The organism is Micromonospora sp. WMMD1082 (genome assembly GCF_029626175.1).
In the GTDB taxonomy this organism is placed as follows: Bacteria; Actinomycetota; Actinomycetes; order Mycobacteriales; family Micromonosporaceae; genus Micromonospora.
In genome coordinates, this window is sequence record NZ_JARUBM010000002.1 from 4,839,571 (window position 1) to 4,853,263 (window position 13,693).

7 protein-coding genes are annotated in these 13,693 nt (G+C 74.1%); 6 read left to right on the top strand and 1 reads right to left on the bottom strand.

Annotated features, from left to right (window positions below):
* Positions 1 to 46 precede the first annotated feature (46 nt).
* The 3 genes from lgt (at position 47) to O7615_RS22410 (ending at position 3,625) form a co-directional block, all read left to right on the top strand.
* Positions 47 to 1,129 (top strand): prolipoprotein diacylglyceryl transferase, encoded by a 1,083-nt coding sequence (lgt, locus tag O7615_RS22400; protein ID WP_278179757.1) that lies wholly within the window; start codon positions 47 to 49, stop codon positions 1,127 to 1,129.
* 15 nt (positions 1,130 to 1,144) lie between these two features.
* Positions 1,145 to 2,326, top strand: coding sequence for an NAD(P)/FAD-dependent oxidoreductase (locus O7615_RS22405; protein ID WP_278179758.1), 1,182 nt, complete (start codon positions 1,145 to 1,147; stop codon positions 2,324 to 2,326).
* Positions 2,327 to 2,419: 93 nt separating this feature from the next.
* The gene (locus O7615_RS22410) at positions 2,420 to 3,625 is read left to right on the top strand and encodes an FUSC family protein (RefSeq protein WP_278179759.1); all 1,206 of its coding nucleotides are present in this window, start codon (positions 2,420 to 2,422) and stop codon (positions 3,623 to 3,625) included.
* 7 nt (positions 3,626 to 3,632) lie between these two features.
* On the opposite strand, the gene O7615_RS22415 is transcribed toward O7615_RS22410, so the two are convergent.
* Positions 3,633 to 4,478 carry a GNAT family N-acetyltransferase gene (locus O7615_RS22415; RefSeq protein ID WP_278179760.1) on the bottom strand — a complete coding sequence of 282 codons (846 nt, stop codon included), beginning with the start codon at positions 4,476 to 4,478 and terminating at the stop codon, positions 3,633 to 3,635.
* A gap of 147 nt (positions 4,479 to 4,625) precedes the next feature.
* On the opposite strand from O7615_RS22415, the gene gltB reads away from it, so the two are divergent.
* From gltB to O7615_RS22430, 3 genes are all read left to right on the top strand, one after another.
* Positions 4,626 to 9,368 (top strand): glutamate synthase large subunit, encoded by a 4,743-nt coding sequence (gene gltB / locus O7615_RS22420; protein ID WP_278179761.1) that lies wholly within the window; start codon positions 4,626 to 4,628, stop codon positions 9,366 to 9,368.
* Positions 9,361 to 10,872, top strand: coding sequence for a glutamate synthase subunit beta (locus O7615_RS22425; RefSeq protein ID WP_278179762.1), 1,512 nt, complete (start codon positions 9,361 to 9,363; stop codon positions 10,870 to 10,872). Before gltB ends, O7615_RS22425 begins: the two co-directional genes overlap by 8 nt.
* 108 nt (positions 10,873 to 10,980) lie before the next feature.
* Positions 10,981 to 13,662, top strand: coding sequence for a hypothetical protein (locus O7615_RS22430; RefSeq protein ID WP_278179763.1), 2,682 nt, complete (start codon positions 10,981 to 10,983; stop codon positions 13,660 to 13,662).
* The last annotated feature ends 31 nt before the right edge of the window (positions 13,663 to 13,693 follow it).

Consider the following 13,693-nt stretch of genomic DNA (forward strand, 5'->3'; position numbering starts at 1 on the left):
GAGCGGGGTGACGGGGGAGGGGGTCGCAGCGGTAGCGTGTGCATCCGTGAGTCTCGCCTCGCCGATGCCCCTGGCCGCCATCCCCAGCCCGAGCACCGCCGTGTGGCAGCTCGGCCCGATCCCGATCCGGGCGTACGCGCTGTGCATCATCGCCGGCATCGTGGTGGCCTGCTGGGTCACCGAACGGCGCATGCGTAACCGCGGCGTCGCCCCCGGCGCGGTGCTCGACATCGCCCTCTGGGCGGTGCCGGCCGGCATCATCGGCGCCCGGATCTACCACGTGATCACGTCGCCGGCGGCGTACTTCGGCACCGGTGGGGATCCGATCAAGATCTTCTACATCCACGAGGGTGGGCTCGGCGTCTGGGGTGCGATCGCCGGTGGCGCGGTCGGCGCCTGGATCGCCGCCCGGCAGCTGGGCATCCCGCTCTCCGTGGTCGCCGACGCGCTGGCGCCGGGCCTGCCGCTGGCCCAGGCGATCGGCCGGCTGGGCAACTGGTTCAACAACGAGCTCTACGGCGGCCTGACCGACCTGCCCTGGGGGCTGGAGATCCACCGGATGGACGGCGGGCAGGCGCTGCGCGACGAGGCCGGCCAGCCGATCCTGGAGCAGGGGCTCTACCACCCGACCTTCGCCTACGAGGCGCTGTGGTGCGTCGGGGTCGCCGCGCTGGTCTACGTCGTCGATCGCCGGCTGCGGCTCGGGCGCGGTCGGGCGTTCGCGCTCTACGTGATGGGCTACACCGCCGGCCGGTTCTGGATCGAGATGATGCGCACCGACGACGCCAACACGATCCTCGGCGTACGCCTCAACGTCTGGACCGCGGCGCTGGTCTTCCTGGGCGGGCTGATCTACTTCCTGCGGGTCCGCGGGCCACGGGAGTACCTGATCCCGATCGGCCTGCCGGCCGCCGCCGCCACCGCGCCGCCGGCCGCCTCCGACGTCTCCCAGGTGGACCTGTCGGCGCAGCAGGCCAGCACCGAGCCGGCCGCGCCCGAGGGCTACCGGGTGGTCAGCGAGGAGCAGTTCCGGCACTGGCGCGAGACGGGTGAGGCGCCGCCCGAGGCGGCCGACGGTGACGCGGCGGAGCCCGCGGCGCGGCCCCGATCCGCCGATCGCGACACCTGAGACGAGGGCGACGCCATGCGGACCGCGGTGGTGGTCGGCGGCGGGCTCGGCGGCCTGGCGGTCTCCGGTGCGCTCGCCCGTTCCGGCTGGCAGGTCACCCTCCTGGAGCGGGCCGACCGGATCCGCCCGGAGCCGACCGCCGTGGTGCTCTGGCCCAACGGGGTCCGCGCGCTGCGCACCCTGGGCCTCGGTGCCGGTCTGGACGCCATCGCCACCCCGCTGCCCGACGGCGGCGTGCGCCGGCCCGACGGGCACTGGCTGGTGCAGCCCCGGCAGACGCCGACCGAGCGCCTTCCGGTGGTGGTGCACCGGGAGGATCTGCACGACGCGTTGATCGCGGGCCTGGGTGAGCGGGTCGAGCTGCGCACCGGGGTGACCGTGCGAACGGTACGCGCCGCCGCCGGGGAGCGTCCCGCGGTCGGCGACGGCCGGCACACGTACGAGGCGGACCTGGTCGTCGCGGCCGACGGCACGGAGAGCGTGATCCGCCGTCAGCTCGCCCCCGAGGCGGGCGTGGTCAGCTCCGGGTCCGCCGCCTGGCGGGCGGTCATCCCCTGGTACCGCGCGCCGAGCCTGCCCGACTCCGTCGGCGGTGAGATCCTCGGCGCCGGCTACCGCTTCGTGGCCGCCTCGCTGGGCGATCGTGGCTCCTCCGGCGCCTCCAGCCGGGGCGGCATCTACTGGACGGCCACCGCCGCCGGTGCGCCCCGACCCGAGCCGCCGGAGACCCAGCTGGCGCTGCTGCGGCGGTGGTACGCCGGCTGGCCCGCCCCGGTCGACGAGCTGCTGGCCGCGACCGATCCGGCCGACCTGGTGCAGCGGGAGATCCGCGAGCTGCGTCCGCTGCCCCGGGCGTACGGCTTCCCGGCCGGCCCGGGCGGGGTGGTGCTGCTCGGCGATGCCGCCCACGCCATGCCGCCGCACCTCGGGCAGGGCGCCTGCCTCGCCTTCGAGGACGCGGCCACGCTCGCCGGGCTGCTGCGCGCGTCGACGCTGCCGGACGCGGTGGTGGCGTACGACCGGGCGCGGCGCCCCCGGGTGGCGGCCGTGGTCCGGCAGACCCGGCGGATGTCGGCGGTGTTGCAGACCCGGGGCCGGCTCGGGCTGCGCGCCCGCGACGCGGTGCTCGGCACCGTCACCCCCCGCCTGCTCGGCAGCGCGGCCGCGATCGCCGCCCAGTGGCGCCCGCCGACCTGACCGGGTTGACGGGCGAGGGGCGCGGCGAGCGGGCGTTCGTCGTAAACCCCGGGTTCGGGCCGGGAACGGGTGGCGGCGTGGTACGAGTGCGGGATGAGTCCTGATGGTCGCGCTGATGGCCGCGACGGGTCCGGCGGCGGTCGGTCCCGGCTCGGCCGTGCCACCGAGCGGGCGAAGGCAACCGGCGCCCGGGTACGGGGTCGAGGTAGCCGGGCGGGGCGACTGCGCCTGAACCAGCTGGAGGTCGCCCTGGTGATCTCGGTGCAGGCGGGTGTCGCCGCGGCGCTGGCCTGGTGGATCGGGCACGACCTGCTGGGCAACCCGTCGCCGATCTTCGCACCGTCCGCCGCGGTGGGTACGATCGTCGCCGCGCTCGGCCAGCGTGCCCACCGCACCGTGGAACTGATGCTCGGCGTGGGGCTCGGCATCGCCACCACCGATCTCCTGATCTCCCTTCTGGGCACCGGGTTCTGGCAGACCGGGTTCGTCGTCGCGTGCGCCATCTGTGCCACGCTCCTGCTGTTCGGGCGCGGCGGGGCCGCCGTCGGCCAGGCCGGCGGCACGGCGGTGCTCCTCGCGACCCTGGCGCCGGGCCAGGAGGACCTCGAATGGCCCCGGATCGTGGAGGCGCTGGTCGGCGGTGTGGTGGGCATCGTGGTGGTCGCGCTGCTGGTGCCGCTGAACCCGATGCGGATCCTCGACCGCGACGCGGCTCCGGTCTACCAGTGCCTCGCCGCCCAACTGCGGGAGGTCTCCGCGGCGCTGACCGACCATGACCAGCAGCGGGCGGTGCGGGCGCTGGAGGCGCTGCGCGGCATGGGGCCCGACCTCAGCCGGATGCACGAGGCGCTCAGCGGTGCCGAGGAGGTGGTCCGGCTGGCACCGGCCCGTTGGCTGCGTCGTCAGGACGTGGAACGCTTCGCCCGCGCGAGTATGCACCTGGAACGGGTCATCGAACACAGCCGGGGGGTGGCCCGCCGGTCGGCGATGGCCCTGGAGTACGGCGAGCCGATCCCGCCCGAGCTGTCCGCCGGCGTCGGACGTCTCGCCGACGCGGTCGATCTGCTGCGTCGTGAGCATCGCGCCGGGCGGGCGACCGAGCGGACCCGCCAGGCGGCGGGCGACGCCGTCTACCAGGCGGGCCGAGCCCGAGCCCAGGGGGTCGACGAGTTCGGTGGCGCGGTGGTGACCCAGCTCCACACCGCGGTGAGCGACCTGCTCCGCGCTACCGGCTACGACCCGACCGCCGCGAACCACGAGGTACGCGACCAGATGCGACGCGGTGAGGAGCCGAGTTGACAGACAGTCAGGCGGTGACCGCGGCCGGTTCGGCGATGCAGGCGGTGCCGACGCGCCGGAAGCCGACCCGCAGGTAGACCCGGGCGATCTCCTCGCTGCCGGCGGAGAGGAAGATCAGGTCGGTGCCGGCGGCCAACAGGGCCCGGGCCAGGGCTGCGGTGATCGCCGCGCCGAGCCCCCGGCGGCGGGCGGTGGGCAGGGTGGCCACCCCGGCGATCTCGGCGACCTCGCCGACCCGCATGGCGATCCCGCTGGCCAGCGGGCCCTCGGTCGGGGTGCCGGCCAGCGCCGAGAGGCGGCTGCCGTCGGCGATGCGGGCGCGTTCCTCGTCGAGCGCCGCCACCTCCAGCCCGATCAGGGCGGCGTCGCGTTCGGCCGGTCCGGCCGCGCCCCGGCCCGTGCCGGGTGCGGCGAACCCGACCGCCGCGACCGCGCGCCGGGCGGCCACGTCGGCGGCGAGGTCCGGCGCGGACGCCGGGAGCAACCGCACCGGTACGTCGGAGAAGGTCGCCGGATCTGCCACGGCGGCCGGGTCGAGCACCATCAGCGGCGCCTCCAGCACCGCCAGCCCCACCGAGCGGGCCACCGCGAGCAGATCCGGGTTGACCTCGTGCACCCATTCCAGGGCCTCGGGCAGACCCAGCTGGCGTTGCCGGGCCCGCACCGCGGTCAGGTCGGCCAGCGACGGCGGGCGGTCGGCGCCCCGCCGGGGCCGGGCGTAGAACGGCCACCCGGGGCCTTCGCGGACGAACAGGACGCAGGCGCCGTGATCCTCCGCACGGGCCGCATCCCGGGGCACCGCGTCATAGAAGCGGTCCAACCGGTCGAGCAGGCCGGCGTGCCGAGTATCCACCGGGCGAGACTACACTTCCCAGACTCTGGACAGTGTGATCAATCTGCACTGGCCTTGCGGGCCGAGCCCTAACGTAGACTCAATAGTCCGATACAGGGCCGACGTCGTCCCGACCATGATCAATCCTGAGTGACGACAGGAGGCCCGGTGGCCCTCGCGTACCCACACCGCCCCCAGCCGGCGCCGCTACACGGCCAGGCAGCGTCCCCTGCCGGCCTCTATGACGCCTCCCGCGAGCACGACGCCTGCGGGGTGGCCTTCGTGGCGGACCTGCACGGACGGCGTTCCCACACGGTGGTCGCCAACGGCCTCGACGCGTTGTGCCGGCTGGACCACCGGGGTGCCCGAGGCGCGGAACCGAACACCGGCGACGGCGCCGGCATCATGATCCAGGTGCCGGACGCGTTCCTGCGCGCGGTGGTCGATTTCCCCCTGCCCCCGGCCGGCGAGTACGCCACCGGTCTGGTCTTCCTGCCCGACGACGACGCCGACGAGGCGCGCGCCCGGCAGGTGGTCGAGAAGTACGCCCTGGTCGAGGGCGCCGACCTGCTCGGTTGGCGGGACGTCCCGGTGGACCACTCGGACCTCGGCGAGACGGCCCTGGCGGCGATGCCCCGGGTCCGGCAGCTCTTCCTCGCCGCGAAGCGGCTCACCGGCACCGCCGCCGGCCCGGCCGGCTCCGCGCTGGGCGGCATCGAGCTGGAACGGGTCGCGTTCTGCGTCCGCAAGCAGGCCGAGCGCGAGTCCGCCGAGCGCGGCGTGCCGGCGTACTTCCCGTCGCTGTCCGGCCGGACGATGGTCTACAAGGGCATGCTCACCCCGGACCAACTGCCCGCCTTCTACCCGGACCTCACCGACGAGCGGGTGGACAGCGCCATCGCGCTGGTGCACTCCCGGTTCTCCACCAACACCTTCCCGTCCTGGCCGCTGGCGCACCCGTACCGCTTCATCGCCCACAACGGCGAGATCAACACCATCCGCGGCAACCGCAACTGGATGCAGGCGCGCGAGGCGCTGCTGCGCACTCCGGATCTCCCGGGCAACATCCGGCGGGTCTTCCCGGTCTGCACCCCGGCGGCCTCCGACTCGGCCAACTTCGACGAGGTCCTCGAACTGCTGCACCTGGCCGGGCGCAGCCTGCCGCACGCGGTGCTGATGATGATCCCCGAGGCGTGGGAGAACGACCCGGACATGCGGGCCGACAAGCGCGCCTTCTACCGGTTCCACGCCAGCCTGATGGAGCCGTGGGACGGCCCCGCCTCGGTCGCCTTCACCGACGGCGAGATCGTCGGCGCGGTGCTCGACCGCAACGGCCTGCGCCCGGGCCGCTGGTGGCAGACCGCCGACGGCCTCGTGGTGCTGGGCAGCGAGGCGGGCGTGCTCGACCTCGACCCGGCCGCCGTGGTCGCCAAGGGCCGGCTCCAGCCGGGGAAGATGTTCCTGGTCGACACCACCGCCGGCCGGATCGTGCACGACGACGAGATCAAGACCGAGCTGGCCGCCGCCGAGCCGTACGCCGACTGGCTGCACGCCGGGCTGATCGAGCTGGACGACCTGCCGGCCCGCGAGCACATCGTCTTCACCCACGACTCGGTCCGCCGCCGCCAACAGACCTTCGGCTACACCGAGGAGGAGCTGAAGATCCTGCTCGCGCCGATGGCGCGTACCGGCGCGGAGCCGATCGGCTCGATGGGCACCGACACCCCGATCTCGCCGCTGTCCACCCGGCCGCGGCTGCTCTACGACTACTTCCACCAGCTGTTCGCCCAGGTCACCAATCCGCCGCTGGACGCCATCCGGGAGGAGCTGGTGACCAGCCTGGCCTCGACCATCGGCCCGGAGGGCAACCTGCTCGACCCCGGCCCGGCGAGCTGTCGGCAGATCGTGCTGCCCTACCCGGTGATCGACAACGACGAGCTGGCCAAGATCCTCTCGATCGACGAGGACGGTGACCTGCCCGGCTTCAAGGCGGTGCGGGTCTCCGGGCTCTACCGCATCCGCGACGGCGGCGCCGGCATCAAGGCCCGGCTGACCGAGATCTGCCGGCACGTCTCCGAGGCGATCGAGGACGGCGTACGGATCCTGGTCCTCTCCGACCGCGACTCCAACGCCGACCTCGCCCCGATCCCGTCGCTGCTGCTCACCGCGGCGGTGCACCAGCACCTGGTCCGCGAGCAGACCCGGACCCAGGTCGCGCTGATCGTCGAGTCCGGCGACTGCCGCGAGGTGCACCACGCCGCCGTGCTGATCGGCTACGGCGCCGCCGCGGTCAACCCGTACCTCGCCTTCGAGTCGGTCGAGGACATGATCTCCACCGGGCTGCTGGCCGGCGTCGAGCCGCGCGCCGCGGTCCGCAACTACGTCAAGGCGCTCGGCAAGGGCGTCCTGAAGATCATGTCGAAGATGGGCATCTCGACCGTGTCGTCGTACTGCGGTGCGCAGGTCTTCGAGGCGGTCGGGCTGCACACCCGCCTGGTGGAGCGCTACTTCCGGGGCACACCCAGCACCATCAGCGGGGTCGGGCTCGACGGCATCCACGCCGAGGTGGCCGCCCGGCACGCCCTGGCCTGGCCGGCGCCCGGTGCCGCGGCCGCCGACCGGCTGCCCGTCGGCGGCGAGTACCAGTGGCGCCGCGAGGGCGAGTTGCACCTGTTCAACCCGGAGACGGTCTTTCTCCTCCAGCACGCCACCCGCAGCCGGCAGTACGACGTCTTCCGCGACTACACCGCGAAGGTCGACGAACTGGCCGCGCGGGCGGGCTCACTGCGCGGGCTGTTCCGGCTGCGCAGCGGCGTGCTGCCGCCGGTGCCGATCGACGAGGTCGAGCCGGCCAGCGAGATCGTCAAGCGGTTCGCCACCGGCGCGATGTCGTACGGGTCGATCTCGGCCGAGTCGCACGAGACGCTCGCCATCGCGATGAACCGGCTCGGCGGCAAGTCCAACACCGGTGAGGGCGGCGAGGACGTCGCGCGCCTGCACGACCCGGCCCGCCGTTCCGCGGTCAAGCAGATCGCCAGCGGCCGGTTCGGCGTCACCAGCGAATACCTGGTCAACGCCGACGACCTCCAGATCAAGATGGCCCAGGGGGCCAAGCCGGGCGAGGGTGGGCAGCTGCCCGGCAACAAGGTGTGGCCGTGGATCGCCCGGACCCGCCACGCCACCCCCGGCGTCGGCCTGATCTCGCCGCCGCCGCACCACGACATCTACTCCATCGAGGACCTCGCCCAGTTGGTGCACGACCTGAAGTGCGTCAACCCGGCCGCCCGGGTGCACGTCAAGCTGGTCAGCGAGGTCGGCGTCGGCACGGTCGCCGCCGGGGTGGCCAAGCTCAAGGCCGACGTCATCCTGATCTCGGGTCACGACGGCGGCACCGGCGCCTCCCCGCTGAACTCGCTCAAGCACGCCGGCACCCCGTGGGAGCTGGGCCTGGCCGAGGCGCAGCAGACGCTGCTGCTGAACAAGCTGCGCGACCGGGTCACCGTGCAGGTCGACGGCCAGCTCAAGACCGGCCGGGACGTGATCGTCGCGGCCCTGCTCGGCGCCGAGGAGTTCGGCTTCGCGACCGCCCCGCTGATCGTGTCGGGCTGCATCATGATGCGCGTCTGCCACCTGGACACCTGCCCGGTGGGCATCGCCACCCAGAACCCGGTGCTGCGCGAGCGCTACACCGGCAAGCCGGAGTTCGTGGAGAACTTCTTCCTCTTCCTCGCCGAGGAGATCCGCGGCTACCTGGCCGAGCTGGGCCTGCGCAGCATCGACGAGGCGATCGGGCGTACCGAGCTGCTCGACGTCGCACCGGCGGTCGCGCACTGGAAGGCCGGCGGGCTCGACCTCGGCCGGGTGCTGCACCTGCCGGAGCTGCCCGCCGGGGCGGCCCGCCGGGGCGTACGCCCCCAGGACCACGGCCTGGAGCTGGCGCTGGACAACGAACTCATCGCCCTGGCCGAGCCGGTGCTGCGCGACGTGGCACTCCGGGCGGCCGACGCCGAGACGCGGGTGGCTCCGGTGCGCGCCGAGGTGGCCATCCGCAACGAGCACCGCAGCGTCGGCGCGATGCTCGGCGGCGAGGTGACCCGCCGGTACGGCGGCGCCGGGCTGCCCGCCGACACCATCGAGTTCACCCTGCGCGGCACCGCCGGGCAGTCCTTCGGCGCGTTCCTGCCGCGCGGGGTCACCCTGCGCCTCTACGGCGACGCCAACGACTACGTCGGCAAGGGGTTGTCCGGTGGCCGGCTCGTCGTCCGGCCGGCCGCGTCGGCGCCGTTCGTCGGCGCCGACGCCGAGTCGGGCCACCGGGCGGAGGACCAGATCATCGCCGGCAACACCATCCTCTACGGCGCCACGGAGGGCGAGGTCTTCCTGCGCGGCCGGGTGGGGGAGCGGTTCGCGGTGCGCAACTCCGGCGCGGTGGCGGTGGTCGAGGGGGTCGGCGACCACGGATGCGAGTACATGACCGGCGGCACGGTGGTGGTGCTGGGCGCGACCGGGCGCAACTTCGCCGCCGGCATGTCCGGCGGCACCGCGTTCGTCTGGAACCTCGACCGTCGCCGGGTCAACACCGAGCTGGTCGACCTCGCCCCACCCGGGGAGCAGGAGCGGGCGCTGCTGCACGAGCTGGTGCAGCGGCACTTTGCCGAGACCGACTCGGCCATCGCCGAGCAACTGCTCAAGCGCTGGCCGGAGGCGGTGGAGGAGTTCACCGCCGTGGTGCCCCGCGACTACCGCCGGGTCATGGAGATCATGAGGGCCGCCGAAGCCGCCGGCCAGGACGTCGACGACGCGGTGATGAGCGCACTGGCGGCACCGGCCCCGCGGCCGGCTCCCGCCGACGCGTCCGCGCCGGTCCCGCCCGCCCCGCGGGCGGTCGCCCAGGAGGTGGCTCGTGCCTGACCCCAACGGTTTCCTGCGTTACCCGCGCCGGATGCCGGCCCGCCGGCCGGTGCCGGTGCGGATCAGCGACTGGCGCGAGGTCTACCCGCCGGCCGGTGCGGAGCTGATCCGCGAGCAGGCCACCCGGTGCATGGACTGCGGCATCCCGTTCTGCCACAGCGACACGGCCGGCTGCCCACTGGCGAACCGGATCCCGGACTGGAACGACCTGGTCCGCACCGGCAACTGGGGCGCGGCCGTGGAGTCGTTGCACGCCACCAACAACTTCCCCGAGTTCACCGGCCGGCTCTGCCCGGCGCCCTGCGAGGCCGCCTGTGTGCTCGGCATCGGCGGGGGCGAGCCGGTCACCATCAAGCAGGTCGAGGTGGAGATCGCCAACGCGGCGGCGGCCCGGGGGCTGACCCCGCGTCCCGCGCCGGTGCCGTCGGGCCGGTCGGTCGCCGTGGTCGGCTCCGGGCCGGCCGGGCTCGCCGCCGCGCAGCAGCTGGCCCGCGCCGGTCACGCCGTCACCGTGTACGAACGCGACGACGCCATCGGCGGCCTGCTGCGCTACGGCATCCCCGACTTCAAGCTGGAGAAGCGGCACATCGACGCCCGGCTGGCCCAGCTCGACGCCGAGGGGGTCGTGTTCCGCACCGGGGTGAACGTGGGCGTCGACGTCACCGCCGAACAGCTGCGCGACCGGCACGACGCGGTGCTGCTGGCCTGCGGCGCGTTGCAGGGCCGGGACACCGACACCCCGGGCCGGCAGCTGCGCGGCGTACACCAGGCGATGGCGCACCTGGTGGCCGCCAACCGGGTGGTCGCGGCGGCCGGCGAGGGCCGACCCGCGCTGGCCACCCTGCCGGACGGTACGCCGATCGACGCGGCCGGCAGGCACGTGGTCATCATCGGCGGCGGCGACACCGCGGCGGACTGCCTCGGGGTGGCGCATCGGCAGGGCGCGGCCGGCGTACACCAGCTGGACCTCTACCCGCATCCGCCGCGGGCCCGCGACGAGGCCCGCGACCCGTGGCCGACCTGGCCGTGGATCCTGCGGGAGTACCCGGCCCACGAGGAGGGCGGCGAGCGGGTCTTCGCCGTGGCGGTGCAGGAGTTCGTCGACGACGGCACCGGCGCCGTCCGGGCCGTGCGGATCGCCGAGGTGACCGTCGAGAAGCACGACGGCCGGCGGATCGTCACCACGGTGCCGGGCACCGAGCGGGAGCTGCCCGCCGACCTGGTGCTGCTGGCGATCGGCTTCGAGGGCACCGAGGAGCAGCCGCTGCTGGCGCAGTTCGGGGTGACCCGCAACGCGCGGGGCGCGGTCGACTCCCGGGAGGACTGGCAGACCGGGGCCGACGGGGTGTTCGTGGCCGGCGACATGCACCGGGGCGCCTCGCTGATCGTCTGGGCGATCGCCGAGGGCCGGGCCGCCGCCGCCGCGATCCACGGCTACCTCGACGGCACCGGCACCCTCCCGGCCCCCGTGCACCCCGCCGCCCAACCCCTCGCCGCCCGCTGACGGAGGTGCGGCGGGGCCGACACCGCACCGGTCCTCGCGCTGGTTGCCCACCCTGGTCACACTGAGTGGATCGACGGGTACGTCCCGTCATCGTCCCCGGGGGTGGTCATGCGCGAGGCGACCGGTCAGTCATCGGTCCAGGCCGTCCGGGAGCGGCTGCCCGCCGGGGGAGTCGAGTTCCTCGGCCTGCTCGCCCGGCTGCTGCGGCGGCCGCGTCGGGGCGACCATCGGCTGCCGGTGCTCTGGCTGGTCCGCACCACCGGGACCATCGACCCGATGGTGATGCTGCGGCGCTTCCTCGGCCAGGGCCCCCGGCGGCGGGTGCCCCACGCCGTGCTGGACGTCGCCGGGCAGGCGTCCGGCGTCGACATCCCGATGGTGTTGCGGGACCTGCACCGGCAACTGTCCCTGGAGGCGTTCGGGATGGCCCGGCTGCGCTTCCGGCACTACCCGCTCGCCGACTGGCTGATGCACCAGAGCCTCAGCTTCGGCGTCGACGCCGACGACAGCCGCGCCACCCTGGTCGGCCGCCTACGCGACCGTCGCGGCCAGGGTGCCGCCGGGGAGGAGGTACCCACCGGCTCGGACGCGGTCAGCCTCGTCACCCAGGTGCTGCTCTGGCTGGTCCGCCGGGTGGTGCCCGGTGCGGTGTTCCGGATGGCGGTCTCCGGGCGGGTGCCGGTCGTCGGCCGGCAGTACCGCTGGTTCATGCGCCAGCAGTATCTCGCCCCCCGGCAGTCGGTCACCTTCCTCGGCTTCGCCGAACGGCTCACCGCCGGGTGGCGCGACGGCGAGCAACCCGACCAGGTCAACAAGCTGCTGCTGCACGCCTTCCTGGAGGACCTGCGGCAGGCGTACCGGCGTCGGCTGTGGCGGCCGGCGGACTGGCGGCGGACCGCGTACCCGATGCTGCTGCTCGACCACGTCGAACCCGGCACAGTCGGCCACACGCTGGTCCGGCTGCTCAACGACGTGCGCAACGAGACCGGCCGCAACGACCCGCTGCTGGTCGTCGCGGCCGCCGACCAGCCGCCGCCCGAGTTGCCCGAGCCGCACCCGCTGACCGACGCCGACGAGGCGTTCACCGAGTGGTCGGAGGCGCTGCCGGAGATGCGGCGGCTGCGCCGGCCCGCCGCCTGGCTGATGGTGCTCCGCCCGGACCCCACCGAGACCGGCCCGCCGCCGCGCGGCGGGGTCCGCGCCTTCGCCGCACCGGAGCCACCCTGGTGGTCGCGGCGCTTCCTGCCCGCGGGGCTCTGCCTGGTGCTGGTCGCCGCCGGTGGTCTGTGGGCGGGCACCCGCTGGGCGCCCGACTGCCGCCCGTCGCTCACCGACCGGGTGGCGGTACGCGTGATCGAGGGGGAGTGCGTCGGCTACAGCGACAGCGCCGCCCAGGTGTTCAACGACGACCGTGGCCAGGAGCGGCTGCGGGCGGTCCAGCGACGGATCTTCGCGCAGAACCGGTACGCCGAGCAGGTGTGGGCGGACAGCGAGCGGCGCAAGCCGTACCTCACCCTGGTCTACCTGGGCACGCTGACCGGCAACCGGACCCGTGCCGACGAGGAGTCGTACGTCTCCGAGCGCGAGGAACTGGAGGGCATGGCGACCGCCCAGCGCGCCCTGTTGCTGGAGTCGGCCGGGGCGGATGACGCGGCGTTGCTGCGGATCGTGGTGGCCAACGGCGGCCGGCAGATGCGGCACGCCGAGTCGGCCGTGGCGATGCTCGCCGACCTGGCGCGGAAGGACCCGACGGTGCTCGGCGTGGTGGGCATGGTGGAGAGCCGCACGAACACGGCGAATGCCCTGCGCCATCTCAACCAGGCCGGGCTGCCGGTGCTCGCCCCGACCCTGTCCGCCGACCGGATCGACACCAACTCCCGGCTCTACCTCCAGGTCTCCGCGCCCAACGCCGACCAGGCGCGGATGGTCGAGGCGTACGCCCGGCAGGTGCTCAAGGTGGACGAGGTGCATGTCTACTACACCACCGGCGAGAACAGCTCCCTCGACGACGACCTCTACGTCAAGACCCTCGACGAGGGGTTGCGGCAGCTGTTCGGCACCCGGATCACCCGCCGGGAGGAGTGGCGTACCAGCACCCGGATGACCGCCGAGTGCGGCTTCGGCGGGATGCTCTTCTACGCCGGCCGCTGGTCGGAGTTCAACGGGTTCATCCGCTCGCTGCGCGACTGCGGGGACAATCCGCCCCGGCACCTGGTCGCCGACGACTCGGTCAACCGCTACATGGCCAACCCGAGCCTGCGCGCCGCCGCCCCCGGCAACATCCCGGTCACCTACGTCTCCAAGGCCGCCCTGGCCACCTGCGCCGCGTTGCGCGCCGCCGAACAGCGCCGCGACGACGCCCGCGCCAGCTTCCTGAGACTCGTGCAGGCCGGCGACCTGCTCGACCCGCCGCGCTGCCGACCGGATGACCCGCATCCGGTCGGCGAGCGGGTCAGCCTCGCCTACGACGCCTCGATGATGATGGTGCGCGCGGTGGAGGGCCTGGCGACCCGACTGCACCACGCCGGCCCGCGACGCCCCTGGGAGCCCACGACGATCAACCCGATGGCCGTGCACGCCGAGGTGCTGCGGCAGAACGCGGGCAACGGCTACCCCGGCGTCGCCGGGCTGATCCGGTACGTCCCGGACTCGGGCGAGCCGGTGCACAAGCGGATCTCCCTGATGCGGGTCGAGCGGGTGTCCGACGTGGCCACCGAGGCGGTGGAGGTGTTCCACTGTGGCAACGCCGACCAGCCGGCCGAACCCGCCTGCGACACGTCCGGCTCGTGACCGTGTGCTCCCCGCCGCCGTCCGTTAGGGT